The organism is Sphingomonas sp. JC676, assembly GCF_014489075.1.
Taxonomy (GTDB): Bacteria; Pseudomonadota; Alphaproteobacteria; order Sphingomonadales; family Sphingomonadaceae; genus Sphingomonas.
Window position 1 is genome coordinate 58,099 of sequence record NZ_JACTGR010000007.1, and the last position, 24,084, is coordinate 82,182.

The 24,084-nt window shown below is 66.6% G+C and carries 35 protein-coding genes; 25 read left to right on the plus strand and 10 right to left on the minus strand.

Translation table 11 applies throughout. From position 1 onward, the window contains the following. The first annotated feature begins 68 nt into the window (after nucleotides 1–68). The 8 genes from IAG41_RS20615 to ruvB all read left to right on the plus strand — a co-directional run bounded on the left by IAG41_RS20615 (nucleotide 69) and on the right by ruvB (nucleotide 5,292). A complete protein-coding gene (locus IAG41_RS20615) occupies nucleotides 69–812 on the plus strand; it encodes a YebC/PmpR family DNA-binding transcriptional regulator (RefSeq protein WP_187730574.1) in 744 nt (247 codons plus the stop codon). Nucleotides 813–966: 154 nt separating this feature from the next. Then, nucleotides 967–1,452: a crossover junction endodeoxyribonuclease RuvC gene (gene ruvC, locus IAG41_RS20620; RefSeq protein ID WP_187730575.1), complete on the plus strand. Its 486-nt coding sequence runs from the start codon at nucleotides 967–969 to the stop codon at nucleotides 1,450–1,452. Nucleotides 1,453–1,529: 77 nt separating this feature from the next. Then, complete coding sequence (locus tag IAG41_RS20625) at nucleotides 1,530–2,057, plus strand: RcnB family protein (RefSeq protein ID WP_187730576.1); 528 nt, start codon at nucleotides 1,530–1,532, stop codon at nucleotides 2,055–2,057. A 235-nt stretch (nucleotides 2,058–2,292) separates the two neighbouring features. Next, nucleotides 2,293–2,889, plus strand: coding sequence for a Holliday junction branch migration protein RuvA (ruvA, locus tag IAG41_RS20630; RefSeq protein WP_187730577.1), 597 nt, complete (start codon nucleotides 2,293–2,295; stop codon nucleotides 2,887–2,889). Further along, nucleotides 2,886–3,284, plus strand: a complete 399-nt coding sequence (locus IAG41_RS20635) for a GFA family protein (protein WP_187730578.1) — start codon at nucleotides 2,886–2,888, stop codon at nucleotides 3,282–3,284. The genes ruvA and IAG41_RS20635 overlap by 4 nt, the downstream gene beginning before the upstream one ends. Nucleotides 3,285–3,335: 51 nt before the next feature. Beyond that, the gene (locus IAG41_RS20640; protein ID WP_187730579.1) at nucleotides 3,336–3,893 is read left to right on the plus strand and encodes a DUF4337 domain-containing protein; all 558 of its coding nucleotides are present in this window, start codon (nucleotides 3,336–3,338) and stop codon (nucleotides 3,891–3,893) included. Then, nucleotides 3,890–4,273, plus strand: a complete 384-nt coding sequence (locus tag IAG41_RS20645; RefSeq protein ID WP_187730580.1) for a hypothetical protein — start codon at nucleotides 3,890–3,892, stop codon at nucleotides 4,271–4,273. The genes IAG41_RS20640 and IAG41_RS20645 overlap by 4 nt, the downstream gene beginning before the upstream one ends. Then, nucleotides 4,270–5,292 (plus strand): Holliday junction branch migration DNA helicase RuvB, encoded by a 1,023-nt coding sequence (ruvB, locus tag IAG41_RS20650; protein ID WP_187730581.1) that lies wholly within the window; start codon nucleotides 4,270–4,272, stop codon nucleotides 5,290–5,292. Before IAG41_RS20645 ends, ruvB begins: the two co-directional genes overlap by 4 nt. Nucleotides 5,293–5,296: 4 nt before the next feature. Here the strand turns inward: ruvB and IAG41_RS20655 are convergent, their stop codons facing one another. The 3 genes from IAG41_RS20655 to IAG41_RS20665 are packed head-to-tail and all read right to left on the minus strand — an operon-like array spanning nucleotide 5,297 to nucleotide 6,358. Continuing rightward, complete coding sequence (locus IAG41_RS20655; protein WP_187730582.1) at nucleotides 5,297–5,713, minus strand: hypothetical protein; 417 nt, start codon at nucleotides 5,711–5,713, stop codon at nucleotides 5,297–5,299. After that, complete coding sequence (locus tag IAG41_RS20660; protein WP_187730583.1) at nucleotides 5,710–5,922, minus strand: helix-turn-helix transcriptional regulator; 213 nt, start codon at nucleotides 5,920–5,922, stop codon at nucleotides 5,710–5,712. The genes IAG41_RS20655 and IAG41_RS20660 overlap by 4 nt, the downstream gene beginning before the upstream one ends. After that, a complete protein-coding gene (locus IAG41_RS20665) occupies nucleotides 5,915–6,358 on the minus strand; it encodes a hypothetical protein (RefSeq protein WP_187730584.1) in 444 nt (147 codons plus the stop codon). The genes IAG41_RS20660 and IAG41_RS20665 overlap by 8 nt, the downstream gene beginning before the upstream one ends. A gap of 108 nt (nucleotides 6,359–6,466) precedes the next feature. On the opposite strand from IAG41_RS20665, the gene IAG41_RS20670 reads away from it, so the two are divergent. The 10 genes from IAG41_RS20670 to IAG41_RS20715 all read left to right on the plus strand — a co-directional run bounded on the left by IAG41_RS20670 (nucleotide 6,467) and on the right by IAG41_RS20715 (nucleotide 12,818). Further along, nucleotides 6,467–6,919: a YbgC/FadM family acyl-CoA thioesterase gene (locus IAG41_RS20670; RefSeq protein WP_187730585.1), complete on the plus strand. Its 453-nt coding sequence runs from the start codon at nucleotides 6,467–6,469 to the stop codon at nucleotides 6,917–6,919. A gap of 6 nt (nucleotides 6,920–6,925) precedes the next feature. After that, nucleotides 6,926–7,615, plus strand: coding sequence for a protein TolQ (tolQ, locus tag IAG41_RS20675; RefSeq protein ID WP_187730586.1), 690 nt, complete (start codon nucleotides 6,926–6,928; stop codon nucleotides 7,613–7,615). 3 nt (nucleotides 7,616–7,618) lie between these two features. Further along, a complete protein-coding gene (gene tolR, locus IAG41_RS20680) occupies nucleotides 7,619–8,056 on the plus strand; it encodes a protein TolR (protein WP_187730587.1) in 438 nt (145 codons plus the stop codon). Next, nucleotides 8,053–8,844, plus strand: coding sequence for a TonB C-terminal domain-containing protein (locus IAG41_RS20685; RefSeq protein WP_187730588.1), 792 nt, complete (start codon nucleotides 8,053–8,055; stop codon nucleotides 8,842–8,844). The genes tolR and IAG41_RS20685 overlap by 4 nt, the downstream gene beginning before the upstream one ends. A 2-nt stretch (nucleotides 8,845–8,846) precedes the next feature. Beyond that, nucleotides 8,847–10,250 (plus strand): Tol-Pal system beta propeller repeat protein TolB, encoded by a 1,404-nt coding sequence (gene tolB / locus IAG41_RS20690; protein ID WP_262408804.1) that lies wholly within the window; start codon nucleotides 8,847–8,849, stop codon nucleotides 10,248–10,250. 68 nt (nucleotides 10,251–10,318) lie between these two features. After that, nucleotides 10,319–10,834, plus strand: coding sequence for a peptidoglycan-associated lipoprotein Pal (gene pal / locus IAG41_RS20695; RefSeq protein WP_187730589.1), 516 nt, complete (start codon nucleotides 10,319–10,321; stop codon nucleotides 10,832–10,834). 207 nt (nucleotides 10,835–11,041) lie between these two features. Next, complete coding sequence (locus IAG41_RS20700) at nucleotides 11,042–11,947, plus strand: SPFH domain-containing protein (protein WP_187730590.1); 906 nt, start codon at nucleotides 11,042–11,044, stop codon at nucleotides 11,945–11,947. Nucleotides 11,948–11,957: 10 nt separating this feature from the next. Further along, a complete protein-coding gene (locus tag IAG41_RS20705; protein ID WP_187730591.1) occupies nucleotides 11,958–12,173 on the plus strand; it encodes a toxin-antitoxin system HicB family antitoxin in 216 nt (71 codons plus the stop codon). Next, on the plus strand, nucleotides 12,170–12,457 hold the full coding sequence (locus tag IAG41_RS20710) for a hypothetical protein (protein ID WP_187730592.1): 288 nt from the start codon (nucleotides 12,170–12,172) through the stop codon (nucleotides 12,455–12,457). The genes IAG41_RS20705 and IAG41_RS20710 overlap by 4 nt, the downstream gene beginning before the upstream one ends. 88 nt (nucleotides 12,458–12,545) lie before the next feature. Continuing rightward, a complete protein-coding gene (locus IAG41_RS20715; RefSeq protein WP_187730593.1) occupies nucleotides 12,546–12,818 on the plus strand; it encodes a hypothetical protein in 273 nt (90 codons plus the stop codon). Nucleotides 12,819–13,048: 230 nt separating this feature from the next. On the opposite strand, the gene IAG41_RS20720 is transcribed toward IAG41_RS20715, so the two are convergent. The 3 genes from IAG41_RS20720 to IAG41_RS20730 are packed head-to-tail and all read right to left on the minus strand — an operon-like array spanning nucleotide 13,049 to nucleotide 16,052. Then, the gene (locus IAG41_RS20720; protein WP_187730594.1) at nucleotides 13,049–13,891 is read right to left on the minus strand and encodes a S1/P1 nuclease; all 843 of its coding nucleotides are present in this window, start codon (nucleotides 13,889–13,891) and stop codon (nucleotides 13,049–13,051) included. Further along, nucleotides 13,888–14,841 (minus strand): isoaspartyl peptidase/L-asparaginase family protein, encoded by a 954-nt coding sequence (locus IAG41_RS20725; RefSeq protein ID WP_262408815.1) that lies wholly within the window; start codon nucleotides 14,839–14,841, stop codon nucleotides 13,888–13,890. Before IAG41_RS20725 ends, IAG41_RS20720 begins: the two co-directional genes overlap by 4 nt. 35 nt (nucleotides 14,842–14,876) lie before the next feature. After that, nucleotides 14,877–16,052: an acyltransferase family protein gene (locus tag IAG41_RS20730; protein ID WP_187730596.1), complete on the minus strand. Its 1,176-nt coding sequence runs from the start codon at nucleotides 16,050–16,052 to the stop codon at nucleotides 14,877–14,879. Between the two features lie 85 nt (nucleotides 16,053–16,137). On the opposite strand from IAG41_RS20730, the gene IAG41_RS20735 reads away from it, so the two are divergent. Continuing rightward, on the plus strand, nucleotides 16,138–16,968 hold the full coding sequence (locus IAG41_RS20735) for a LytR/AlgR family response regulator transcription factor (protein ID WP_187730597.1): 831 nt from the start codon (nucleotides 16,138–16,140) through the stop codon (nucleotides 16,966–16,968). Here the strand turns inward: IAG41_RS20735 and IAG41_RS20740 are convergent. After that, nucleotides 16,909–18,063, minus strand: a complete 1,155-nt coding sequence (locus IAG41_RS20740) for an acyltransferase family protein (protein WP_187730598.1) — start codon at nucleotides 18,061–18,063, stop codon at nucleotides 16,909–16,911. The two genes, IAG41_RS20735 and IAG41_RS20740, sit on opposite strands and share 60 nt — an antisense overlap. Nucleotides 18,064–18,230: 167 nt before the next feature. Beyond that, entirely contained in the window at nucleotides 18,231–18,824 is a 594-nt protein-coding gene (locus tag IAG41_RS20745) for a PEP-CTERM sorting domain-containing protein (protein ID WP_187730599.1), read from the minus strand. Nucleotides 18,825–19,011: 187 nt separating this feature from the next. Here IAG41_RS20745 and ispG point away from each other — a divergent pair, with 187 nt between their 5' ends. From ispG to IAG41_RS20775, 6 genes are all read left to right on the plus strand, one after another. Continuing rightward, complete coding sequence (gene ispG / locus IAG41_RS20750; protein WP_187730600.1) at nucleotides 19,012–20,136, plus strand: flavodoxin-dependent (E)-4-hydroxy-3-methylbut-2-enyl-diphosphate synthase; 1,125 nt, start codon at nucleotides 19,012–19,014, stop codon at nucleotides 20,134–20,136. A gap of 97 nt (nucleotides 20,137–20,233) precedes the next feature. Beyond that, nucleotides 20,234–20,665: a TIGR02281 family clan AA aspartic protease gene (locus IAG41_RS20755; RefSeq protein ID WP_187730601.1), complete on the plus strand. Its 432-nt coding sequence runs from the start codon at nucleotides 20,234–20,236 to the stop codon at nucleotides 20,663–20,665. Nucleotides 20,666–20,704: 39 nt separating this feature from the next. Beyond that, a complete protein-coding gene (locus IAG41_RS20760) occupies nucleotides 20,705–21,598 on the plus strand; it encodes a DMT family transporter (protein ID WP_187730602.1) in 894 nt (297 codons plus the stop codon). Then, the gene (locus IAG41_RS20765; RefSeq protein ID WP_187730603.1) at nucleotides 21,595–22,074 is read left to right on the plus strand and encodes a GNAT family N-acetyltransferase; all 480 of its coding nucleotides are present in this window, start codon (nucleotides 21,595–21,597) and stop codon (nucleotides 22,072–22,074) included. The genes IAG41_RS20760 and IAG41_RS20765 overlap by 4 nt, the downstream gene beginning before the upstream one ends. Next, nucleotides 22,074–22,391 (plus strand): DMT family transporter, encoded by a 318-nt coding sequence (locus IAG41_RS20770; protein ID WP_187730604.1) that lies wholly within the window; start codon nucleotides 22,074–22,076, stop codon nucleotides 22,389–22,391. The genes IAG41_RS20765 and IAG41_RS20770 overlap by 1 nt, the downstream gene beginning before the upstream one ends. Further along, on the plus strand, nucleotides 22,391–22,762 hold the full coding sequence (locus IAG41_RS20775; RefSeq protein WP_187730605.1) for a TfoX/Sxy family protein: 372 nt from the start codon (nucleotides 22,391–22,393) through the stop codon (nucleotides 22,760–22,762). Before IAG41_RS20770 ends, IAG41_RS20775 begins: the two co-directional genes overlap by 1 nt. Here IAG41_RS20775 and IAG41_RS20780 read toward each other — a convergent pair. Continuing rightward, complete coding sequence (locus IAG41_RS20780; RefSeq protein ID WP_187730606.1) at nucleotides 22,734–23,393, minus strand: DUF1345 domain-containing protein; 660 nt, start codon at nucleotides 23,391–23,393, stop codon at nucleotides 22,734–22,736. The genes IAG41_RS20775 and IAG41_RS20780 overlap by 29 nt on opposite strands. An 8-nt stretch (nucleotides 23,394–23,401) precedes the next feature. Further along, the gene (locus IAG41_RS20785; protein WP_187730607.1) at nucleotides 23,402–24,043 is read right to left on the minus strand and encodes a hypothetical protein; all 642 of its coding nucleotides are present in this window, start codon (nucleotides 24,041–24,043) and stop codon (nucleotides 23,402–23,404) included. Nucleotides 24,044–24,084 lie beyond the last annotated feature (41 nt).

Genomic DNA, 24,084 nt, shown 5'->3' on the forward strand with positions numbered 1-24,084 from the left:
AGGGGCGGGCATTGCACCCGCCCATGCGACCGTCCTAGAGACGCCGCACAGATTCAAACGAGAGTGCAATGGCCGGCCATTCCAAATTCAAGAACATCATGCACCGCAAGGGCGCGCAGGATAAGAAGCGCTCGGGCATGTTCTCCAAGCTCAGCCGCGAAATCACCGTCGCCGCCAAGATGGGCCTGCCCGATCCGGACATGAACCCGCGCCTGCGCGCGGCGGTCAACGCGGCCAAGGCCGCGTCGATGCCCAAGGACAATATCCAGCGCTCGATCGACAAGGCGAGCCGCGGCGACGCCGAGAATTACGAGGAAATCCGCTACGAGGGCTTTGGCCCCGGCGGCGTCTCGCTGATCATCGAGGCGTTGACCGACAACCGCAACCGCACCGCCACCAATGTCCGCGTCGCGGTGTCGAAGAATGGCGGCAATCTCGGCGCCAGCGGCTCGGTCAGCCACGCCTTTGATCGCATGGGCCTGATCAACTATCCGGCCAGTGCCGGGGATGCCGAGAAGGTGTTCGAGGCTGCGCTCGAGGCGGGCGCCGAGGACGTGACGAGCTCCGAGGACGGCCATGAGATCTGGACCGCCCAGGGCGATCTCCACGAAGTCGCCAAGGCGCTGGAGCCGGTGCTCGGCGAGGCCGAAGGCGCCAAGCTCGCCTGGAAGCCGCAGACCGTGGTCGAAGTGGACGAAGGCGACGCTGCCACGCTGTTCAAGCTGATCGACGCGCTCGAAGACGATGACGACGTCCAGACCGTCTGGGGCAATTACGAAGTCTCCGATGAAGTTATGGAGAGGCTGGGTTGAGCCAATTCCTCCCCGAGCTCGCTCGGGGAGGGGGACCGCGCCCGAAGGGCGTGGTGGAGGGGCGTGCCGGTGCAACCGGGGCGTGCCGCGCCGGCCCCTCCACCAGCCTGCGGCTGGTTCCCCTCCCCGAGGCAAGCTCGAGGAGTAATTTCATATGATCATCCTCGGCCTCGACCCCGGCCTCGGCACCACTGGCTGGGGCCTGATCCGCGCCGAGGGCAATCGCCTGAGCCACCTTGCCAATGGCCGCCTGAAGACCGACGCCCAGGCGCCGCTCCCGCGCCGTCTCGCCCATCTCGACGCGATGCTGACCGCGCTGATCGCCGATCACGCACCCGATGCCGCCGCGGTCGAGGAGGTCTTTGTCAACGCCAATCCGCAATCGACGCTCAAGCTTGGCCAAGCGCGCGGCGTGGTGATCTGCGCGGCGGCGCGCACCGGGATCGAGGTCGGCGAATATGCCGCGCGGCTGGTCAAGAAGGCGGTGGTCGGCACCGGCGCCGCCGAAAAGGCCCAGGTCCATGCCATGGTCATGCGACTGCTTCCCGGCGCGAAGATCCTTGGCCCCGATGCGGCGGACGCGCTGGCGGTCGCGATCTGTCACGCCCATCACCTCGTGAGTGCGCGCCGCATCGGCTGAGCTACCGCCGCTACCATCATTGTAGACGGCGGATTTTCGGATTAGCGTCGCGCCCTGGGGGTAGATGGAGGCGCACGATGAAACGGCTTCTTCTCGCAGCGACGATGGCGCTGATCACCACATCCGATATCGCGGTCGCCGCGCAGCAGGCGGCACCCGCGCAGAGGCCAAACAGGCCGGACAGGCCTGGGCGCCCGCCCCAGGTCCAGCCTACCAAGCCGGCACCGCGCCCACCCCAGGTTCGACCGCCCGTCCAGCGCCCGCGCCCACCGGTCGCGCGTCCGCCGCAGCGACCGCACCCGCCACAGGTCCGCCCGCCCGTCCGTCCGCCGCATCGTCCCGGCGCCGGCCGTCCGCCGAATTTCCGGCCGATCCACGGACCGGGCTTCCACTATCCCCGCGGCTATCGCTATCGCCGCTGGACGATCGGGTTGCTGTTGCCGAGCATCTTCCTGTCCAACCTCTATTACTACAACAGCTATGCGGACCTGGGTGTCGGCCCGCCGCCGCCGGGCTATCGCTGGGTGCGCTATGGGCCGGATCTGCTGCTCGTCCAGATCCGCACGCGGCGCGTCGTCGACGTGATCTACGGCGCTTTCTATTGAGCTGAGCCGCTCCTCGCCGCCGGACGGATCGTCCGCGCCAGCGGGGAGCGGTTGCCGCTTTTCGCTTCCTTCGTAGGACTTGTTCTGTTTATGTACCGGGTGTGATGCTGCACGCCTTCCGCTACGCCTGCGCGCCCGTCCGCCGTTCGCGGCGCCGTGTCCGCGTATCCGTGAGCGATGCTTTTTTTCACATAGCAGGTGTCAACCGTGTCAACCTGACGCGGGAGGCCCGGCGATGATCGCGCACCTCAAGGGTCAGCTCGCCACGATCGGCGCGGACCATGCCGTGGTCGACGTGAACGGCGTCGGCTATCTGTTCGGCGCCTCGGCCCGCACGCTGACCGCGCTCGGCATCACCGGCGATTTCGTCACGGTGCATACCGAGATGCTGGTCAGCGAGGATTCGATCCGCCTGATGGGCTTCGCCTCGGCCGAGGAGCGCGACTGGTTCCGCCTGCTCACCAGCGTGCAGGGCGTGGGCGCCAAGGTCGCGCTGGCGATCCTCTCGATTCTTTCGCCCGAGGAGGCCCAGACCGCCGTCGCCCGCGCCGACGCCGCGATGATCGCCCGCGCCAACGGGGTAGGGCCCAAGCTCGCCCAGCGCATTGTCAACGAGCTCAAGGACAAGGCCGGCGGCATCGCTCTGGGCGGCGCCGGCGCCACCTCCGTGCCTGCCGGCGGGGCAGCGGCGGACGCGGTCTCCGCGCTGCTCAACCTCGGTTTCAGGCCTGCCGAGGCATCGGGCGCGGTGAGCGCGGCGAATGACGAGCTGGGACCCGGCGCCACGCTCGACGCATTGGTGCGCCTCGCGCTCAGAAAGGCTGCGAAATGACGGTCCGTATCGCTACTTGCCGCTGCGGACAGCTCGAGGTCGAATGCGCCGGCGAGCCGGTGCGCGTCTCGGTGTGCCATTGCCTGAACTGCCAGCGGCGCAGCGGCTCGTCCTTTGCCGCCCAGGCGCGCTTTCCCGCCGAGGCGGTGACCACCCGCGGCGAATCGATCGAATGGGTCCCCGTCCCCGACGGAGGACCTCCCATGACCTTCCATTTCTGCCCGAAATGCGGATCGACCGGCTGGTTTCAGGGCGGCGTGATGCCCGAACTAATCGCGGTCCCGGTCGGCAATTTCGCCGATCCGCGCTTTCCGGCGCCGCTTTATTCCGTGTGGGAGCAGCGCAAGCACGAATGGGTCACGATCCATGCCGAGGGGCTCGAGCATTATGACTGACGCCGGTAGCATCGCCCGGCGCCTGGCGTGCAGTAAGGCAGCGAAATAACCATGGAAATCGAAGTCAGCGCCGAGGCCAAGGACAAGTCGCTCAACCGCAACGTGGCGATCACCGTCGTCATATTGTCGGTGTTCATGGGCCTGTGCGGGATCAAGGACGGCAATATCGTCCAGGCGATGCAGGCCGCCCAGTCCGCGTCGGTCGATGGCTGGAACGAATATCAGGCGACCCGCACCAAGCTGCACATCGCCGAGACCAGCCGTGTCCAGATCGCTGCGCTCGCCGCCGATCCGGTCAGGGCCGCGCCGGTGCTCGCGACCATCGATCGCGACATCGCCAAATACCGGGCCGAGGCGCCGCGCCTTGCCGCCCAGGCCAAGGCGCAGTCGGACCAGTATGACGCGCTCAACGTCCATGACGACCAGTTCGATGCCAGCGATGCGGCGATCTCCACCGCCATTTCGATCGCGGCGGTCTCGGCGCTGGCCGAGAGCGGCTGGCTGCTCGGCGCGGCCTGGGCGTTCGGTGCGTTCGGCCTGTTCATGGGGCTGTGCGGGTTTCTGGGCTGGGGGTTCCACCCGGCGCTGCTGAGCGGGCTGCTCGGATGAGCGACGCTGGTTATCATGCTCGCGTAGCGGACTTGCTGAAGCACTGCCCGTTCCTTGCGGCGCCTTTGCGTGAAGTCCAACTGCTCGACGAGGAGGATTTTGCGTTGGCGACTGTGATCTTCGGCGGAACGGCAACCCTCCTTAAGGAGCATCGGTTGCCGCCAGAGCAGGAAGATGCGGTTTTCGCCTATTTCAATGGGCTCGCGGAACGAGCGGATACCGAGGATCGCGAAATCCTCGGTATCGGTGCGCTGGAACTCTTCAATGACGATGCGGCTTCCCAGCGTGTGGCGCGTGCCAAGCTCACCGGCTCTGCGCTGGCGATGCTTGAGGAATTTCGGGTGTCTTGGGGACAGCCCGACTATGGCCGTGCACCATGACCGACGCCGATCGCATCCTCGCCCCCGCGCGCAAGCCCGAGGATATCGACGCCGCGCTGCGTCCCAAGTCGCTCGACGAGTTCGTCGGCCAGAAGGCCGCGCGCGAGAATCTGCGCGTGTTCATCCAGGCCGCCAAGGCGCGCGGCGAGGCGCTCGATCATGTCCTCTTCTTCGGCCCCCCGGGCCTCGGCAAGACCACGCTCGCCCAGATCGTCGCGCGCGAGATGGGGGTGGGGTTCCGCGCCACCTCCGGCCCGGTCATCGCCAAGTCGGGCGATCTCGCTGCCCTGCTGACCAATCTCGAGGATGGCGACGTCCTGTTCATCGACGAGATCCACCGTCTCGCGCCCGCGGTCGAGGAAGTTCTCTACCCCGCGATGGAGGACCGCGCGCTCGATCTGATGATCGGAGAAGGGCCGTCCGCCCGATCGGTGCGGATCGACCTGCCGCGCTTCACCCTGGTCGGCGCGACGACCCGTCAGGGCCTGCTCACCACGCCGCTGCGCGACCGCTTCGGTATCCCGATCCGCCTGCAATTCTACACGGTCGAGGAGCTGACCAAAGTCGTCACCCGCGCCGCGAGCCTGCTCGACCTGCATGTGGCGCAGGACGGCGCGCACGAGATCGCCCGCCGCTCGCGCGGCACGCCGCGCATCGCCGGGCGGCTGCTCCGCCGGGTGCGCGATTTCGCTAACGTGCTGGGCGAGGAGACGGTCCACGCTCAGGTGGCGGATTCGGCGCTCACCCGGCTCGAAGTCGATGCGCTCGGCCTCGATGCGATGGATCGCCGCTACCTCCTGATGATCGCCGATATCTACAAGGGCGGCCCGGTCGGCGTGGAGACGCTGGCGGCGGGCCTCAGCGAGCCGCGCGACACGATCGAGGAAGTGATCGAGCCCTATCTGATCCAGATCGGCATGATCGCCCGCACCGCGCGGGGGCGCTGCCTCAACGCCGCCGGGTGGAAGCATCTGGGGCTCAATCCCCCCGCCTCCACCCAGGACGGGCTGTTCGACTAGGCGCTCAGCGCCATTCGAGCATGGCGTAGCGCAGCATCGCCACGGCGAGCCCGGCAGCCGTGACGATGCGGATGCCGCCCGCCAGGTCGATCGCAACGTGCGGCGCCGCGAGGAGCACCGCCGCTGCAGCCCCGAGCGCCGCGAAGAAGCCCCAGCTGATCGCCCGGCCGCGATTGGCGATCGAAAGCTCGTCGTTGAGCAGCGCCCGCATCTGGCGGCTCAGCGCAAGCCCGCCGCCGGTGGCGAGCACGATCGACCAGGTGGCCATGAGCAGGATCCACCCCAGCCCCTCGGCGGTCGCTGACGTGTCCGTAGTGCGCAGGAACGCCGTGACGGTAACGACCGCCGCGCCGATCGCGAGCAAGGCGGCCCGCGCGCGCGACGCGCGTTCGGCCCGGTCCTGGAGGTTGGCTTGCATCATTCGGTTCCCTCGAGCGAGAAGATGTCCTCCACCCGGCAGCCCAGCGCGCGGGCGAGCTTGAGGGCGAGGGTGGTCGAGGGCACGAACACGCCATTCTCGACCGTGTTGATCGTCTTGCGGCTTACGCCCACCATCTCGGCAAGCGCGGCCTGGGTCAGGTCGCGCGCCGCGCGCAGTTCGCGCAGCCGATTATGCAGGCCTTCAGCCATCCTTCAGTGCACGCCGCTCCAGCGTGCCGAAGCGCATCAGCGCCAGCGCGATCGAGAGGGTGATCACCAGCCGCACGCCTTCGCGCGCCGTGATCGGCTCATAGAAGCTCGCGACGAAGACCAGGAACGCCGTCCCGATCGCGCCCCAGAAGCCCGTCACCATCGCCCGGCGGCGATGATCGAGCGTGGTCTCGTCGTTGAGCACCGCGCGCATTTTCGCCCCGCGGAGCAATCCGCCACCCCAGACCAGGAAGAAGAGCAGGGCGGCCGACCACACGATCCAGGCCGAAAGCTGCAGCGCCTGGGGCCGATTGAGCGGCAGGTCATCGTGAAAACTGCCCGCTTGAGCCGCGACAAACACAATCGCCATCACCGTGGCCGCGCGGGCCCGCCCCCAGGCGGCGCGCTCGGCAATATCTGCGTTTCCCGTCGTCATCAGTCCCTCCTGTAGTAACTCATAGGTTACATGTAACCTGTAGGTTACCTGGATGCAAAGGCCTTTGCGGGGTTCCTCTCGCGGAGTCGCTGGGTTAGGAGCCGCGCCATGGACCGCGCCGACCATGCACCCGCCGGCCGCTTCGACGGGCTCGAGCATCGCTTCGCGCTGCGCGTCTATTTCGAGGACACCGATCTGACCGGCGTCGTCTATCACGCCAATTATCTGCGCTACATGGAGCGCGCCCGTTCGGACATGCTCGAGCGCGCCGGTATCGACCAGCGCGCTGCGTTCGAGGCGGGCGAGGGCGCCTATGCCGTGCGCGACATCCGCATCCGCTATCGTGCCCCGGCACGGCTCGGCGAGGAACTTATCGTAGTCAGCCGTCTTGTGGGACTGCGCGCCGCGTCCGTTCATATTCAGCAACGAGTCATGCGCGGCGAAATCATATTGGCCGAAGCGGAGGTCGAGGCGGCGTTCGTCTCTCCATCCGGGCGGCCCAGGCGTCAGCCTCCCGGATGGGTGGCGGCGTTCGAACCTCTGATCTGGAAGGAGAACTGAGCCCTCATGGATTTCATCAGTACCGACGCCACTACGATGTCGCCGATCGGCCTGTTCCTGCAGGCCGATATTGTTGTGAAGATCGTCATGATCGGCTTGCTGTTCGCCAGCCTGTGGACTTGGATGATCATCATAAGCTTCGCCCTCCGGGCGAGCAGCGTGCGCAGCGCGATCGACATGTTCGAGCGCGAGTATCGCGAGGCCGACGATATCGACGAATTCCACCGTCGCACTGCCGGGCGTGACCAGCCGATCGCGCGGGTCTTCGGCGCCGGCGTCACCGAATGGCGCCGCTCGACTTCGGGCAAGTCGATCGACCGTGAGGGCACGCGCGAGCGCTTGGCGACCGCGATGGGCGCCACGGTGGCGCAGGAGATCGATCGCCTCGCGGACCGGCTGAACTTCCTCGCCACGGTTGGCGCGGTCGCGCCGTTCGTCGGCTTGTTCGGCACGGTCTGGGGCATCATGCGCAGCTTCACCGGCATCGCTGCGGCCAAGAGCTCGTCGCTCGCCGTCGTCGCGCCGGGCATCGCCGAGGCTTTGTTCGCCACCGCGATCGGCCTGTTCGCCGCCATCCCCGCGGTGATCGCGTACAATCGCTACAGCCACGCCGTGAACCGCGTCGAGCAGCGCCTCAACCGCTTCGCCGACGGCTTCCACGCCACGCTCAGCCGCCGGCTGGAGATGGAGGCCTAGAGCATGGCCATGCTCCCCTCCAATCGCGGCCGCGGCCGGCGCCAGCCGATGGCGGAGATCAACGTGACGCCGCTGGTCGATGTCATGCTGGTGCTGCTGATCATCTTCATGGTCACCGCGCCCTTGCTCACCGCCGGCGTACCCGTGACCCTGCCCGAGAGCCGCGCCAAGGCGCTCGATCAGGAGCTGAAGCCGGTCCAGATCTCGATCGACGACAAGGGCCAGATATTCCTCGACAACGACCAGGTGGCGGACGATGCGCTGCCCGCGCGCCTGGTGAGTATCGCCGCCAAGCTCGGCCCCGACGGCAAGCCGGCGGCGGTCTATCTGCGTGGCGACAAGAGCCTGACCTATGGCCGGGTCATGGGCGTGCTGGGCGAGCTCAACCGCGCCGGACTCAACCGCGTCTCGCTGCTCACCGATCCGGGGAGCAATCCGTGATCGATCGTTCCGAGGGTGCTGGGCTGAGCTTTGCCGTGCTGGGGCATGTCGCCCTGTTCGGCATGCTGTCGCTCGCCGCCCTCGCGCCGCCCCCTCCCGTGACGCCCAAAAGCGCGCCGATCGAGGTGTCGCTGTCCGACGACGTCGCGCTAGAGAGCACCTCGCCGGTGCCGACGAGCGAGGTGCCCGCCGCACGCCTCTCTCCGGTTGAAGCGCCGATCGAGCCCGAGACGGCGCCGCCCACCCCGGTCGAGAACAGCAAGCCCGAAGCCAAGCCGCAGCCCACGCCGCCCAAGCCGGCGCCGGCGCCCGATGCGCGCCCGGTACCACAACCGCCCAAGGCGACCAGCGCGGCGGCGGCTGCCAAGCCAGTCACTAGGCGCACCACCGCGCCCACCGGGCGGCTCGACGGGATTGTCAGCGGCCTTTCCGACACGCCGAGCACCAGCAAATCGACCACGCCGCCCGCAGCGACCGCAGGACCGCAGGTTCGCGCCGCGCTTCAGGCCGAAGTGATGCGCCAGATCAAGCCGCGCTGGAGCCCGCCGACCGGCGCCGATTCGGATCAGCTTCGCACCACCGTGCAGGTCTCGCTCAACCAGGACGGCTCGATCGCGAGCGAACCGCGCGTCACCCAGACCGGGATCACCGACAGCAATCGCGCACAGGCTGCGCTGCACCGCGAGCGCGCGATCCGCGCGGTCAAGCTCGCCGCGCCGTTCAAGCTTCCGGCGCAATATTACGACGCGTGGAAAACGATAGCACCGACACTTTACGAGGGGTTGTGATCATGAAGGCCTTCCGATTTGGCGCCGCATTCCTGATGGCGGTCGCATCCGCCGGGATCGCGCACGCGCAGGAGACCGCGCCGCAGCAGACGCCGCCCGCGGGTCAGCCGCAGGACGCCGGCCAGCCGCAGGATGCGGGCCAATCGGTGCTGCGCGTCGACGTGACCAATCAGGCGGCGCAAGACATGGTGCTCATCATCCCGGCCATGCCGACCGCGCAGGTCACCGCGACCGCCGCCGGTCCGACGGACGAGCTTGGCCGCAGGCTGGCCAAGGTGATCGTGGACGATCTTGGCAATACCGGCCTGTTCAAGACGCTGGGGCCGGATGCGGTGGGCGACATCGCCTATACCGAAGTCACCGCGCCCAATTACGCGAACTGGAGCGCGCGCTCCGCCCAGGCGCTGGTGCAGGGCTATGTCCGCGCCAACGGCAATGGCAGCATCACCGTCGGCTGCTATCTCTACGACGTTGCGCTGCAGAGCGAGCTGATCCGCCAGGGCTTTGTCGTCTCGCCGGGCGACTGGCGCCGCGCCGCGCACAAATGCGCCGATGCGATCTACACCCGGCTGACGGGCGAGGGTCCCTATTTCGACAGCCAGGTCGTCTATATCGCCGAGCAGGGCCCCAAGAACCGTCGCCGCAAGCAGCTCGCGATCATGGACCAGGACGGCGCCAACCACCGCTTCCTCACCAACGGCCAGTCGATCGTGCTGACGCCCCGGCTCTCGCCCCGGCAGAACGCGATCCTCTACATGAGCTATGAGAAGAATCGCCCGTCGATCCACATCTATGATCTGGCTTCGCGGAGCGATCGTACCCTCGTCTCCAATGTCAGCCTGAACTTCGCGCCGCACTGGTCGCCCGACGCGCGCTGGGTGATCTTCTCGATGGCGCAAGCCGGCAACACCGACATCTATCGCGTGGCATCGAGCGGCGGCGATCCGCAGCGGCTCACCACCTCGCCGGGTATCGACACCGGCGGCAGCTATTCGCCCGACGGCTCGAAGATCGTGTTCGAGAGCGACCGCGGCGGCAGCCAGCAGCTCTATGTGATGGACGCGAACGGCGGCAACCAGCGCCGCATCAGCTTCGGCGGCGGGCGCTATGCCACGCCGGTATGGAGCCCGCGCGGCGATCTGATCGCCTTCACCCGCATCGGCGGCGGCGCGTTCCGCATCGGTGTGATGAACCCGAGCGGCGGCGGCGAGCGCCTGCTGACCAACAGCTGGGGCGACGAAGGGCCGAGCTGGTCGCCCAACGGCCGCGTGCTGATGTTCTTCCGTGCGGCACAGGGCTCGGGGCGCCCCGATCTGTGGTCGGTCGATCTCACCGGAGTGAACGCCCGCAAGGTACCGACGCCGCTCGACGGATCGGATCCGAATTGGGGCCCGCTCAGGCCCTGAAACAAAAGTTGAAACCTGCGCGTATTGCGCAGGTGAAACGAATTATCCAAACAAGAAGGAGGAACGAAATGGCCAGGATGACCACCAGCCTGCTGATGGCGACGGCGCTCATTGCAACCGCGGGTTGCGCCAAGAAGCCGCCGAAGACGCTGCCGCCGGCGCCGGCCGAGCAGCCGACGACCCCGCAAGGCGACTACGGCAATAACGAAGGGCAGACGATGAGCTCGCTCGCCGAGCAGTTCCGCCGCGAAGTAACCAGCGACACGGTCCATTTCGGGCTCGACATGTACGACATCGACGCCGAGGCGCAGGGTATCCTCAACAGCCAGGCGACCTGGCTCGCCGCACATCCCGACGTGCGCATCACGATCGAGGGGCATTGCGATGAGCGCGGCACGCGCGAGTACAACCTCGCGCTCGGCGATCGCCGCGCCAATTCGGCGAAGAACTATCTCGCCGCGCGCGGCGTCGCGGCCTCGCGGATCACGACAATCAGCTATGGCAAGGAACGCCCGATCGCGCTGGGATCGGACGAGCAGAGCTGGGCGCAGAACCGCCGCGCGGTGACGATCGTCCTGAACTGATCACGCAACCACTGCACGAAAGGGCCGTCGGAGTTCGCTCCGGCGGCCTTTTCGTGCGCCCTTCGAAAAGGATCGCCATCCCGGCTTTCGCCGGGATGACGGTTCCAGTCGAAAGGCGAGAACTCCATGCAAATCACGCCCGCCGATTCCGCTTGCGACTCGCCCGCCAGCGATATAAATACGATATCATAATTACAGGAGGGTTTGATGACGGACGTTCGGGCACAGGCATCGGCACTGCGACAAAGCAACGAGACGCCGGCGAGCACGATGAGCGGCTATGGCATGTTGCTCGTGCTGCTGATCGCGTTGGTCGCCGGGATCGCCTCGATCACCCAGATCGATCGCATGGCGGACGTAATCGTGGTGAGCTGGCTGCTCGCCTCGATCCTGGTCTTCATATTCGTCCTGGCCGGATTCTATCTGCTCCAGCCCAACCAGGCGGTCGTGATCACCTTGTTCGGCGACTATAAGGGCACCGATCGCAACACCGGACTGCGCTGGGCGGCGCTGTGGCTGGGCAAGAAGAAGCTGTCGGTGCGCGCCAACAACATGATCTCCGACAAGATCAAGGTGAACGATCTGCGCGGCAATCCGATCGAGATGGCGGCGCAGGTGGTGTGGCGCGTGACCGACACCGCGCAGGCCTTGTTCGACGTCGATGACTACAAGGCGTTCGTAATGGTCCAGATCGAGGCGGCGGTGCGTACGATCGGCTCGCGCTATCCCTATGACGATTTCGAGCATCAGGAAATCACGCTGCGCGGCAATCACGATCAGGTCGGCGTCGAGTTGCGCCAGGAGCTGATCGCGCGGCTCACTGTCGCCGGCATCACCGTCGACGAATGCGGCTTCACGCACCTGGCCTATGCGCAGGAGATCGCCGGCGCGATGCTGCGCCGCCAGCAGGCGCAGGCGGTGGTCGCGGCGCGCACCACCCTGGTCGAGGGCGCGGTCGGCATGGTCGAGATGGCGCTCGGCCTGCTCAGCGAGAAGAATGTGGTCGAGCTCGACGACGAGCGCCGCGCGGCGATGGTCTCGAACCTGATGGTCGTGCTGTGCGGCGAGCGCGACACCCAGCCGGTCGTCAATGCGGGCTCGCTGTATCAGTAAGGTCTGAACCGTGTCGGTCCCCCCGCAGAAAAAGGCGTTTCCGCTGCGCCTCGATCCCGCGCTCTACGCGGCGATCGAGCGCTCGGCGGCGAGCGACCTCAGGAGCGTCAACGCTCAGGTCGAATGCCTGCTGCGCGAGGCGCTGGGCAAGCGCGGCGTCAAGCTGGCCGATCCGGTGCGGGCGAAGCGGGGGCGCCCGCCCAAGTCCCGGGAGGAAGGTGAATGAGCGAGCATCGGCTGCCCGGCGGCGGCAAGGCCTGGTTCGTGCGGACACGATCGCGCACCAGCTACAAGATCAACCCATGCTCGGCCGAAGGCTGGTGGGGGCTGATCGGATATACGGTGCTGATGACGGTGTCGCCCCTCGCGATTCTGCTGATGGGCCCGCAACCGCCTTCCACCGTCCATTGGATCATCTGGGCCGTGCTCTTGCTGGCGATGACCGCGATTTTCTTGGTCCTCGCGTTCCGTATGTCGGCGCCGCTCGAAGACAAGGAGAACGGAAGATGATCGGCATTTTCACGCATCCCGCGCGGCGCCCTTGGTTGCTGGCGGTGGCCGCCGTCCTGCTCACGATCGGTATCGGAGTATCGCTGTCATGAAGCTCAACCAGGTCCGCGACTATTATCGCGTCCGCCCCGGTTACTGGTTCAAGCCCAAGCTGTACGGCCTCGGCGCAGTGCCGGTGACGTGGCAGGGCTGGCTCGCCACCGTGGTGCTGGTCGGCATCGGCGCCTGGCTCGCCAATCTCGCTGAGCATGGCCGGCCGGCCTTCCTCGTGCTGCTGGTCCCGCTGGTGCTTGGCTTTCTCTGGCTGTGCTGGGCTAAGACCGATGGCGGCTGGCGCTGGCGTTGGGGCGATCCGGAGTGAGGGCCGACCGGCTTGCAATGTAGGATTTCAACGGCGATCCAGGGGAGCTCTTTCTCATCGTCCAAGTCCCGGAACGCCCGAAATTTCGGGAAGGAAGGATTTTCCACATAGTAGGTGTCAACCGTGTCAACTTACGATTGGATGGCCACGCGCCGGAATCCCGGAAACGCGCTGACTATCCAAGATTTTAATTTCACCGCACGCCGGGCGCGGGCTGGGCCGCATTCGGCCTAGCTCAGTGCTTCGTTCAGCAGCTTGGCGAGCCGCAGCCCGCCGCGCTTGACCTGGAGCCGCGCTGCGGGAACCAGCGAAGCGATCGTCGCCTCGTCGAGCTTTGCGCGCCCCTCCGAGCCGATGCAGGGGTCATGGCCGAGCGCGGATTGATAGACCACGTCGTGCGCCACCTTCCAGCTCTCGCGGCTCCAGTCCTCTACCGAACCGGCCTGGATCGGCCGGCGCTCGGCGGCGCTATAGGCGCGTACCGGCGAAGGCGAGGTCGAGATCGCGCGCTCCGCCAGCAGTCCGTCCCAGATCGAGTGGAGATTGAGCCGCTCGGTCGAATAGATGCCGTAGCTGGCCTTCAGCTTGTTGCCGCCTTGGTCGTCCATCTCGCCGGCATGGAGCGGCTGGTGCAGGTCGCCGACGAAGTGGATCAGGAAGACCAGCGCCTGGACCCGGTCTTTCTTCGCGGCCCGCTTGTTCTTCAGGATCTGCACGTCGCGCTCGATCTGCGCCGACACGCAATTGCCGTCCTTGCAGGGCGTCTTCAGGTCGAACGGGCGGCAGATGTTCACGTCCTGGAAGTGCCAGGCATAGGCATAGCGGAATCGGTCGCCGAGCTTCTTGACGCAATCCGCCCACACGCTCGCTTGCTCGATCGTCTTGGCCGGGCATTCGGGCGTCTCGAGCAACGGCCCCGATTCGGCGAGCATGCGGCGGATCGCTGCGCGCACCTGCGGGGTCACGTTCTTGTAGGCGATCGCGGCCACGGTCTCATGGCCATATTCCCAGTAGGCGTGGGCAGGGCTGGCGAAGCCGATCAGCGCTGCCAGAAGGACGAGAAATCGCTTCACTTGTCGTCCCCGTAAAAGGCGACGATGCGGTCGCCGCCCGACGATGCCTTGCCGCGATACATGCCAGGCGTGTTGAAGCTCCAGGCCACCTCGCCGCTCGGACCGGTGACGATCACCCCGCCGGTGCCGCCCAGCGCCTTGGTCTCTGACATCACCGTGTCCGCCGCTTGTTTCAGGCTCTCGCCCTTGAAGCGCACGCGGGCGCAGATCTCGTGCGCCACGCCCTCGCGGATGAAGAACTCGCCAGCACCGGTCGCCGAGACGGCGCAGGCGCGGTCATCGGCATAGGTGCCCGCGCCGATGATCGGCGAATCGCCGATCCGGCCCCAGCGCTTGCCGGTGAGGCCGCCGGTGGAGGTAGCGGCGGCGACATGGCCGTGCGCGTCCATCGCCACCGCGCCCACCGTGCCGTATTTGAGGTCGACGTCGAACCAGCCGAGCTTGTCGTTGGCCTTCATTTTGTCGAGCTGCTGGCGCCGCTCTGTCGTGTCGAACCAGCTATTGTCGACCTGCTCCAGGCCTTGCTCCTTGGCGAACTGGTCGGCACCGGCTCCCGCGAGCAGAACGTGCGGGCTGTTCTCCATCACCTTGCGCGCAAGCCCGATCGGGTGGCGCGTCGTCATCGAGCCCGCGACCGCGCCGGCCGCGCGCGTGCTTCCGTCCATGATCGCGGCGTCGAGCGTGTGGTTCGCATCCCAGGTGAACACCGCGCCGCGCCCGGCATTGAAGTGCGGATCATCCTCGAGCACCTGGATCGCCGCCTGCACCGCGTCGAGCGCGGTGCCGCCGCCCGCCAGCACCTTCGACCCGGCATCGAGCGCGGCGTTGAGCCCGGCCTTCACCCCCGCTTCCTGCTCGGGCTTGATCTTGTCCTTCTCGATGATGCCGGCGCCGCCATGGATCACGAGCGTCCATTTGGGCTTGTCTTGAGCATGGGCGGCGGTCGGCATGAGCAGGGCTCCGAGCAGGATGAGGGCGAGGCGCATCAGGGCACTCCGAGAGTTGGTGCCGCCTCCCTAGCAGATCGGTTGCGCGCCGCCAGACGGGGACGTAGGCCGATCAGCGGGCGCAGCCACGAAATCTCGCGGCCCGCCAGATAGAACAGCCAGCATCCTGCAACGGTTGCCGCCACAAGGATCGCAAACTCGATCGCCGGATGCAGGCCGTAGGGCAGCAGTGCATATTGGACGAGCACGATCACGGTCTGGTGGATGATGTAGAAGGGGAACACCGCTTCGGTCAGCGTCGCCCGCCAGTTATTGTCGCGGTTGAGATAGCGTTCGGCGAGCCCGATCAGCGCGGCGATGCTCGCCCAGGTCTGTACCTCGCGGGCGGTGCGGAAGATGTAGCCCACCGAGCGCGGGGCGACGGTGTCGCCGGGCCAGCGGATCTCGATCCCCGCGACCACCGCATAGCCGGCGAGCGCGAGCAGCGCCGCGAGCGGCCATCCGTGCGCCAGTGCGGCCATGGTCCGCCGCGATCCGGCGAGCCCAAAGCCGAACAGGAAGGCGGGGAAATAGGCGAGGTGCGCCACCCCGTCGCGGACCAGGTCGTGCGTCTCCTCGCCCCGGCGGAACAGGACGACCTGGAACAGCAGCAGATAGGCGAGCGGGATCCACAGCGCCCCACCGCCGCCGAACGCGCGGTCGAACCAGGCCTGGAGCCGCTCCGGGCGCGGCAGCATCAGCAGCACGCAAAGCACGAGCGTGTACGCCCAGAGATAGACGACGAACCACAGATGGTTCCAGGTCGGCATAATGATCCCGTCGAGCGCGCCGAAGCGGAAATAGTCGTGCGCGAAGAACCAGCCCAGATCGTGCGCATAGCCATGCTGCGTGACCAGCTCGACCCAGCTCTGCGGCGGCACGATTACCGCCATGCCGAAGACGAGCGGGATCAGCAGCCGCGCATTACGGTTGCGCAGGAAGCCGCGCACCCCGTTTGACTTGGCGAGCAGCGTGCGGCTGGCGAAGCCCGAAACGAGGAAGAGCAGCATCAGCCGCCATGCGTTGGTGAAGAGCATCGGCACCGCCACCCAGTCAGCGGGCGCCGCGGTCTTCACATGAAACCCCCAGGGCACGAAGACCATGCCGACATGATACAGGATCAGCAGCGCGAACGCGCCGATCCGTAGCCAGTCCATTCCGTAATGCCGTTCCATCGCGAACCTCCTTCTGACCTCGCGATGGCTAGCCGCGAGGGCAGGGGCCCGGTATCGGGAAGGGAGGAGTGGCGGGCAGCGCGGGATGACAGAAAAACCGGCAGGGACGAACGGCGGGTGGATTGGGACGAGCGGTGCACGCCGGAATCGCATCGCGCTGCTCGCGCTCGGCTTCGTCGCCTTCACGAGCCTCCAAGTCTATGTGAACGCCGCGACCTCGCTCGCCGATTTCGCAGGAGCGGGGCGCCCGCAGACGGTGCTCCACGTCCTGACCTGGGAACTGACCAGCGTGTCCCTGTGGATCGCGTTGCTCCCGGTGATCGGCTGGATCGTCGCCCGCGCCCGGCCGCCGCGGCTCGACTGGCCCTGGGCGATCGCCGTGCATGCCGCTGCGACGGTGCCGCTCTCGATCGCCCATGTCCTGGGCATGATCGCGCTGCGCGTCGGCATCTACCGCGCGATGGGCGAGGAATATGGCTTCGGCGAGATCGGCGAGCGGCTGCTCTACGAATATCGCAAGGATGCCGCGACCTATGTCCTGCTGGCGACCTTCCTCGCCTTCGGGATCTGGTGGCTGTCGCGCGGCGAACCGGCAAAGGCGCCGGAAGATGTCATCCTAGTCCCCGACGGCAATGTCACCCACCACGTGCCGGTCGATGCGATCGACTGGGCGGCGTCGGCGGGAAATTATGTCGAGATCGCATGGGGCGCGCGCGTCCTGCTCCACCGTTCGACGCTCGCTGCGCTGGGCGAGGTGCTGGGCCCGCGCTTCGTGCGCATCCATCGCGGGCGCATCGTCCGCCGCGCCGCGATCCAGCGGATCGAGACCGACCGCAGCGGCGATTTCACCGTGACGCTAGCGGGCGGGGTGGTACTTCGCGGCAGCCGGCGCTTTCGCGGCGAGCTTGGGGGATAGTCCGATCAGCGGCCTGAGCCAGCCGATCCGCCGCCCGATCAGATAGGTGGCGAGGCAGGTCGCGACGGTGCCACCCAGCAGCAATGCGAACTGCGCGCCCGGCGCGAGGCCCAGCGGCATCGTGTACCAGGCGATCAGCACGATCGCCGGATGGTGAACGATGTAGAAGGGGAACACCGCTTCGGCGAGCGTCTTGCGCCAGGGATGATCATGGTTCCACCAGGTCTCGGCGATGTGGAACAATGCGAGGATCATCGCCCATGCCATCGCCGCGCGCGCCGCACGATCGAGCGCCATCACTTCGTGCGAGGGCACGGCGGCGCCGGGGAAATTGATCTCGACCGCGAGCACCGGCACCGCCGCCAGTGCGGCAACCAGCAGCGCCGGCCTCCACGCGCGCGCCAGCGCCGGCCAGAGTTGCGGCGCGCCGGCCAGCATGAAGCCGAACAGGAATTCGGGCAGGTATTGCGAATGCCCGCCCCAGTCGCTCACGAGCCCCTGATGTTCGGGCGCGACGAACAGCAACGAGAGGCGCGCGGTGGCGAGCACGACGATCGGCACCCAGAGCAGGCGCCGCTCATGGGTCAGCCAGTTCGCCAGCCGGTCCAGCCCGGCCAGCACCTGCGGCCCTCGCCACGCCAGCACTGCCGTCAGCAGGAAGGTGTAGGTGGCGAGATAGGCGAGGAACCAGAGATGCTCCCAGCTCGGAAAGGCAATGCCGTTCAGGCTGTCGATCCGCCAATAGTCGAGCGCCCAGAAATGGAGATAGCCGAAGGGATAGCCGCGCTCGGCGACGCGCACCCACATCTCCAGCGGCACGATCGCCGCCATCCCGAAAGCGAGCGGGATCAGCAGTCGTGATGCGCGCGAACGGGCGAAGGCGCGCGCGCCGCCCGAACGGTCGAACAGCTTGCGCGAGGCATAGCCCGAGACCGCGAACAGCAAGGGCAACCGCCAGGGCGTCAGCAGCGCCATGGGCGGGATCAGCGCGGGATAGCTGTGGGCCGTCTTGATCACCCAGGGCCAGGGCGCGAACACCATCGCGATATGATAGAAGATCAGCAGAGCGAACGCGGTGATACGCAGCCAGTCCATCCCGTAATGGCGCTGACCGGAGGGCCTCTCAAAAGTCGCGGCCGGCGCCATTTTCAATTGGACAGATTCCCGCCTCAGGCACCGCTCCGCACGATCGCGGGCCGGCCTTTATAGGCAAGCTGCGGTAAGCAAAGCGTTAGCGATGTCCGACCGGAGCCGGACCCGCATCAGGCCGGGATCGTCGCTTGCGCTCTGCGGCGCACTCCGGCACCCGCCAGGAACATGCCACCGATCAGCATCGCCCAGGCCGCCGGCTCGGGCACGACCCCCACCAGCGTGCCGCCCGTGAACGCGAAATTGATAAAGCCGTCCAGGTCGCCGCCGGTCGATCCGCCTTGATTATAGTAGAAATTGTAGCTGCCGGTTCCGATCAGCGGGATCATTGGATTGTTCAGCGCGGACAGATTGAAGTCGATCGTGAACGAGGCGGCGCTGTCGATCCCGATCAGATCGGGATCGACGCGGAGCGACCCGATCCCCCCGAGCGCTGAGAAGCTGGCCCAGTCGAAACTGTCGTCGTCCGAATCACTGCCCGAACCACCGAAGCCGAAGGTGGGCAGAGAGCCGGAATAATTGCCGTTGGTGAAACCGCCGGTGAAATCGACATAGAAAGTGCCCGTGATCGTCTGGCCGTTGAAGTCGTAGACGATGTCGGGGGTGACGAAGGGATGGTCGACTATTTGTGAAGTGGTGACCACCCCGGTGAAGGTTCCCGAATAGGTCTGTGCTTGGACTGCTGAACTCGCAAGGGCCGCGATCATCAAAGAAGCCGCCAACTTCACCAAACGACGCATAAATCTGCTCCTTCGTGTGACTGGTTAACGACGTTTACATCAAAGGAGCGGTGTCCGGAAAGGTTTCCTGCGTAATGATGCAGATTCATGGGGATTTCGCCGATTTTGCCGCTCGGCCTAGTCGTAGCGGATCGCAATCCCTATAAGCGCTGCCATGTCCGTAAGACCCTGGCGCGATATCGTCCGGCGGCCCAGCCGCCAGATCATGGTGGGCAACGTCCCCGTAGGCGGCGATGCGCCCGTCACCGTGCAGACGATGACCAACACCCCGACGTCCGACGCAAGGGCGACGATCGACCAGATCCGCCGTTGCGAGGATGCGGGCGTCGACATCATCCGTGTGTCGTGCCCCGACGTGGAAAGCACTGCGGCGCTCAAACAGATCGTTCGCGCCGCCCGCGTGCCAATCGTCGCCGACATCCATTTCCACTACAAGCGCGCGCTCGAAGCCGCTGATGCCGGCGCCGCGTGCCTGCGCATCAATCCTGGCAATATCGGATCGGCCGAGCGGGTGAATGAAGTCGTCAACGCCGCCAAGGCCAATGGCTGCGCGATCCGCATCGGCGTCAATGCCGGCAGCCTCGAGAAGGACCTGCTCGAGAAATATGGCGAGCCGTGCCCGGAGGCGCTGGTCGAATCCGCGCTCGACCATATCAAGCTGCTCCAGGACCGCGACTTCCACGAATTCAAGGTCGCGGTGAAGGCCAGCGACCTGTTCCTCGCGGTCGCCGCCTATCAGCAGCTTGCCGATCAGGTCGATTGCCCGCTGCACCTGGGCATCACCGAGGCGGGCGGGTTCGTCGGCGGCACAGTCAAGTCGGCGATCGGCATCGGCTCGCTGCTCTGGTTCGGCATCGGCGACACGATCCGCGTCTCCTTGTCGGCCGAGCCCGAGGAAGAGGTCCGCGTCGGCTTCGAGATCCTCAAGGCGCTCGGCATCCGCAACCGCGGCGTTCGCGTCGTCTCCTGCCCGAGCTGCGCGCGCCAGGGCTTCGACGTGATCCGCACCGTCCAGGCGCTCGAGGAGCGGCTCCAGCACATTCGCACACCGATGTCGCTCTCGGTGCTCGGCTGCGTCGTCAACGGCCCCGGCGAAGCGCGCGAGACCGATATCGGCATCACCGGCGGCGGGGCGGGCAAGCATATGGTCTACCTTTCGGGCGTGACCGATCATCATGTCCAGGACGCCGACATGGTCGATCACATCGTCAAGCTGGTCGAGGCCAAGGCGGCGGAGATCGAGGCCGCGAGCGAAGCCGCGGCGCAGGCCGCGGAATAAGGGCTTCCGCTTAGGCGCTTGGTAACGAGCCCAGCGTTAGTCTTGGCCCATGCGGTGGGCATTGATACTGGTAGTTGCGATAGGAGGCGCCATCGGCGTGTTGGTGCCCGTGAAGCGCCAGCCTGCACCCGTGATCGCGGTCGCCGAGGCCGGGGCCGTCGAGCCGCCGGTCGAGACCGTGGTTCGACCGAACAGCAACGGCCATTTCATTACCTTCGCGAAGGTCGATGGCGAGGCGACTCGCTTCGTCGTCGATACCGGTGCCGACATGGTCGCGCTGACGATGGAAGATGCCCGCCGCGCCAAGATCGATTTCGATCCCAACCGGTTCGAAGTCGTGGCGCGCGGCGCCTCGGGCGACGTGCTGGGTCAGAATGTCGTGATCGACGAGATTTCCCTCGACGGCAAGCGCGCCCACGATGTGCATGGCGCGGTGATCCGCGATCTGGACATCTCGCTGCTCGGCCAGAGCTATTTGCGCCACCTGAAATCGGTTCAGATGAGCGGCGGGGAGATGCGGCTCCGATAAGGGTGGCGTGACGCGGTTAGTCCCCGCTATGCGCGAGGGATGCGCCCCTCCGTCACCTCTGCCCTGCTCGCCGCCGCCGCGGGCATCGCGCTCTATTCGGTGATGGACGCGGTGATGAAGGGGCTGAGCCTAGCCATCGGTGCCTATGCCGCGATCTTCTGGCGGCTGGTCGCGGGGGTGGGGATCATGACGCCGATCTTCCTCGCCACCGGTCCGCGCATGCCGGCGCGGCGCATCCTCAGGGTCCATTTCGTCCGCAGCATGGTCATCGCGGTCATGGCGATCGCATTCTTCTGGGGCATCGCTCGCGTGCCGCTGGCCGAGGCGATCGCGCTCACCTTCATCGCCCCGCTGATCGCGCTCGGCCTCGCCGCGATCTTCCTCAAGGAGAAGATCGGCCCCCGCTCGATCCTCGGCTCACTGCTCGGCCTTTCGGGTGTTGGTATCATCCTGGTCGGCCAGCTCGGCGCGCCGCATCGTCCGGATGCCGCGCTTGGCATGGTAGCGGTGCTCACCTCGGCGGTGTTCTACGCGGTCAACCTCGTGATCGCGCGCCATCAGGCGCAGCATGCCAAGCCTATCGAGATCGCTTTCTTCCAGAACTGGTTCATTCTCGCCATGTTCTGCCTGCCTGCGCCCTGGCTGCTGACCGTGCCGACGCCGGGCCAATGGCCGCTGGTGCTGCTGTCTGCGAGCCTTGCCATCGTCTCGCTGCTCCTGCTCTCCTGGGCCTATGCCCGCGCCGAGGCGCAGGTGCTGCTCACCGTCGAATATACCGCCTTTGTCTGGGCCGCGTTGATGGGCTGGCTGTTCTTCCGCGAGGCGCTGACCCCGGTTACGGTCGCTGGGACCTTGCTGATCGTTGCAGGATGCTTGATGGCGGCTCGCGGCCAGCCCGGCCAAGCCGACCCAGTGGAGCCCGCGCTTTCATGATCTCGATCCGTCCCGCTATCCTGACAGACGTGCCGCTGATCCTCCGCCTGGTCCGCGAGCTGGCCGAATTCGAACGCGCGCCGGATGCGGTCGAGGCGACCGAGCCGATGCTGCAGGCCGCCCTGTTCGGCGAGCGCCCGGCTGCCGAAGCCGTGATCGCGGAGATCGACGGTATTGCGCAGGGCTTCGCGCTGTTCTTCCAGAATTTCTCGACCTGGACCGGCCGCCCCGGCATCTATCTCGAGGATCTCTACGTGACGCCGGATGCGCGCGGCGCGGGCGTCGGCACGGCACTGCTTCGCCACCTCGCCGGCATCGCGCTCGATCGCGGCTGCAGCCGTTTCGAATGGGCGGTGCTCGACTGGAATACGCCGGCGGTGGATTTCTACCGGTCGATGGGCGCGGTCGGCATGGACGAATGGACCGTGCAACGCGTCACCGGCGACGCGCTCGTGCAGCTCGCGGGGCGCGGCTGATGGCTTGGGCGCTCCTCATCCTGGGCGGATTCTTCGAGGTGGGCTTCACCACCTGCCTTCGGTTCGTCGAAGGGTTTCGCAATATTCCCTGGACTTTGGGCTTCCTCGCCTCGGTCGCGCTGTCGATGGGGTTGCTGGAGGTGGCGGCGCGCAGCATCCCGATGGGCACCGCCTATGCCGTCTGGGGCGGGATCGGTGCGCTCGGCACGGTGATCGTCGGGATGATCTGGTTCGGCGAGCCGTTCACGGTAATCCGCTCGCTGCTGATCCTCGGCGTGGTGGCCTGCATCGCCGGGCTCAAGATCACGGCGCACTGATGGCGTTCGACGCGGGCCTCGTCGAATGGGTGCGGGAAGCGCTGGAGCCGCTCGGCACCGTGACGATGCGCCGGATGATGGGCGGCGCGACGCTCTATCTCGACGGCACGATCTTCGCGATCGTCGCCGACGACGAGATCTGGTTCAAGGCCGATGCCGAGAGCAACGCGCTGTGGGACGAGGCCGGATATACCGAGCGCTTCACTGTCACCTTCGCCAGCGGCATGGTCGATACGATGAATTATCGCCGCGCCCCGGCCGACGTCTATGACGATCCCGACGCGATGCGCGAATGGGCCGCGCACGGCATCGCCGCGGGCCAGCGCGCGCCGAAGAAGAAGCCTAGGACGAAGACCCACCCAGCACGTTGATCGTAAAGGCGATCACGCCCAGGTTGAACACGAACGCAGCCAGGCACTGCAGCGTCACGACTTGGCGGATGCGTCCGTTGGTCACGCTCACGTCGCTGGTCTGGAAGGTCATGCCCAGGCAGAAGCCGAAATAGACGAAGTCCCAATAATCGGGCTCGGACGTCCCGGGAAATTCGAGTCCGCCCTTGTCGCCCCCGGTCTTGGGATCGCTCGAATAGAAGAGGTGCGCATAGTGCACCGAATAGACCCAGTTGCTGAAGATCCAGCTCAGCACGAGCGTGCCGATGATAAGGATCAGCGTCGGCAGATGCGGCGCCTCGCCCTGCATCAATTCGCTCGCCACGGCTGCCAGCACCGCCAGGCTTACCGCGGTGCTGAGCAACAGCAGCATCACGCGATTGGCGTCGTTGCGGCGCGCGGATTCGCGCATCTGGTTCGATTCATTGCCCAGCATCGGCAAGCAGGCGAGGAGGAACAGCACCGCGCCCAGATCAAAGGCGACCATGGTCCCGAAGCGCCATCCGAACGCGGGGATGGCGAACCAGGCCGTGGTGATGGCAACCGTAAGGAAGAACAGGAAGCGCGGAGGGGCGATGACGTTGCCGATGCCGCGCTTGTGTGACTTGCTCATGCCGAAGCCTAGCGCGGCTGGACGCGGGCGACCAGTGCCGGCCGAACGGAGGCGACCAGCGCGACCAGCAGCAGCGCCATCCAGGCATAGCTGTGCGCCTTCATCATCGTCGGGCTGTGCGGATTGGCTAAGAGGAAACCAATCGAGACGAGCCCGCCCGCGAGCAGCGGACCGGCGGCGACCTTGCCGAGCAAAGGTCCGCGCCACAGCATCAGGGCGAGCAGAATCTCGCCGAGCCCGAGCAGCGCGAATTTGGGTCGGACGGTCCAGAACAGCGCCTGAAGCAGTTCGGGCGTGCCGGGCAGCGCGGCCAGGATGCGGAACATCACCAGCCCTTCGGCCTCGTCGAGCAGCCCGGCGAGCAGGACGATGGCGGCCGTCACCAGGGCCAGGCGCGAGGCCTGCCCGCGCAATGCGAACGCACCCAGAGCGAGGAACGCGGAATAGGCTGGGATAAATCCCAGCAGGTCGAGCCACAATCCGTCGCGCTGTGCCTGAGCGTAGGTGCCGAGGCACGGCTCGGCGCCGAACAGCGCCCGTACCGCATCCGGCGTGCGGGCGAGTTCGAACGCGATGATCGGGCCGGCGCCGTGCGTATCGCCGCACGCCACCAGCCCCGAAATCCAGCCGAACGCGGTGGAGGCAACCAAGGTCGCCAGCCCGGCGAGCGCACAGGCGCGCCAGGCCAGCG

Excerpts from the sequence above, each read along its gene's own strand:
- IAG41_RS20740 (WP_187730598.1), bottom strand. The coding sequence starts at position 18,063 with ATGGACTGGCTGCGTATCACCGCGTTCGCTCTGCTGATCTTCTATCAT.
- IAG41_RS20775 (WP_187730605.1), top strand. The coding sequence starts at position 22,391 with ATGGCGTTCGACGCGGGCCTCGTCGAATGGGTGCGGGAAGCGCTGGAG.
- ruvC (WP_187730575.1), top strand. The coding sequence starts at position 967 with ATGATCATCCTCGGCCTCGACCCCGGCCTCGGCACCACTGGCTGGGGC.
- IAG41_RS20700 (WP_187730590.1), top strand. The coding sequence starts at position 11,042 with ATGACGGACGTTCGGGCACAGGCATCGGCACTGCGACAAAGCAACGAG.
- IAG41_RS20780 (WP_187730606.1), bottom strand. The coding sequence starts at position 23,393 with ATGAGCAAGTCACACAAGCGCGGCATCGGCAACGTCATCGCCCCTCCG.
- IAG41_RS20645 (WP_187730580.1), top strand. The coding sequence starts at position 3,890 with ATGAGCGACGCTGGTTATCATGCTCGCGTAGCGGACTTGCTGAAGCAC.
- IAG41_RS20730 (WP_187730596.1), bottom strand. The coding sequence starts at position 16,052 with ATGGAACGGCATTACGGAATGGACTGGCTACGGATCGGCGCGTTCGCG.
- pal (WP_187730589.1), top strand. The coding sequence starts at position 10,319 with ATGGCCAGGATGACCACCAGCCTGCTGATGGCGACGGCGCTCATTGCA.
- IAG41_RS20660 (WP_187730583.1), bottom strand. The coding sequence starts at position 5,922 with ATGGCTGAAGGCCTGCATAATCGGCTGCGCGAACTGCGCGCGGCGCGC.
- IAG41_RS20670 (WP_187730585.1), top strand. The coding sequence starts at position 6,467 with ATGGACCGCGCCGACCATGCACCCGCCGGCCGCTTCGACGGGCTCGAG.
- IAG41_RS20725 (WP_262408815.1), bottom strand. The coding sequence starts at position 14,841 with ATGCCGACCGCCGCCCATGCTCAAGACAAGCCCAAATGGACGCTCGTG.
- ispG (WP_187730600.1), top strand. The coding sequence starts at position 19,012 with ATGTCCGTAAGACCCTGGCGCGATATCGTCCGGCGGCCCAGCCGCCAG.
- tolQ (WP_187730586.1), top strand. The coding sequence starts at position 6,926 with ATGGATTTCATCAGTACCGACGCCACTACGATGTCGCCGATCGGCCTG.
- IAG41_RS20760 (WP_187730602.1), top strand. The coding sequence starts at position 20,705 with ATGCGCCCCTCCGTCACCTCTGCCCTGCTCGCCGCCGCCGCGGGCATC.
- IAG41_RS20655 (WP_187730582.1), bottom strand. The coding sequence starts at position 5,713 with ATGATGCAAGCCAACCTCCAGGACCGGGCCGAACGCGCGTCGCGCGCG.
- ruvA (WP_187730577.1), top strand. The coding sequence starts at position 2,293 with ATGATCGCGCACCTCAAGGGTCAGCTCGCCACGATCGGCGCGGACCAT.
- IAG41_RS20625 (WP_187730576.1), top strand. The coding sequence starts at position 1,530 with ATGAAACGGCTTCTTCTCGCAGCGACGATGGCGCTGATCACCACATCC.
- IAG41_RS20640 (WP_187730579.1), top strand. The coding sequence starts at position 3,336 with ATGGAAATCGAAGTCAGCGCCGAGGCCAAGGACAAGTCGCTCAACCGC.
- IAG41_RS20635 (WP_187730578.1), top strand. The coding sequence starts at position 2,886 with ATGACGGTCCGTATCGCTACTTGCCGCTGCGGACAGCTCGAGGTCGAA.
- IAG41_RS20735 (WP_187730597.1), top strand. The coding sequence starts at position 16,138 with ATGACAGAAAAACCGGCAGGGACGAACGGCGGGTGGATTGGGACGAGC.
- IAG41_RS20770 (WP_187730604.1), top strand. The coding sequence starts at position 22,074 with ATGGCTTGGGCGCTCCTCATCCTGGGCGGATTCTTCGAGGTGGGCTTC.
- IAG41_RS20665 (WP_187730584.1), bottom strand. The coding sequence starts at position 6,358 with ATGACGACGGGAAACGCAGATATTGCCGAGCGCGCCGCCTGGGGGCGG.
- IAG41_RS20710 (WP_187730592.1), top strand. The coding sequence starts at position 12,170 with ATGAGCGAGCATCGGCTGCCCGGCGGCGGCAAGGCCTGGTTCGTGCGG.
- tolB (WP_262408804.1), top strand. The coding sequence starts at position 8,847 with ATGAAGGCCTTCCGATTTGGCGCCGCATTCCTGATGGCGGTCGCATCC.
- IAG41_RS20765 (WP_187730603.1), top strand. The coding sequence starts at position 21,595 with ATGATCTCGATCCGTCCCGCTATCCTGACAGACGTGCCGCTGATCCTC.
- tolR (WP_187730587.1), top strand. The coding sequence starts at position 7,619 with ATGGCCATGCTCCCCTCCAATCGCGGCCGCGGCCGGCGCCAGCCGATG.
- IAG41_RS20615 (WP_187730574.1), top strand. The coding sequence starts at position 69 with ATGGCCGGCCATTCCAAATTCAAGAACATCATGCACCGCAAGGGCGCG.
- IAG41_RS20715 (WP_187730593.1), top strand. The coding sequence starts at position 12,546 with ATGAAGCTCAACCAGGTCCGCGACTATTATCGCGTCCGCCCCGGTTAC.
- ruvB (WP_187730581.1), top strand. The coding sequence starts at position 4,270 with ATGACCGACGCCGATCGCATCCTCGCCCCCGCGCGCAAGCCCGAGGAT.
- IAG41_RS20745 (WP_187730599.1), bottom strand. The coding sequence starts at position 18,824 with ATGATCGCGGCCCTTGCGAGTTCAGCAGTCCAAGCACAGACCTATTCG.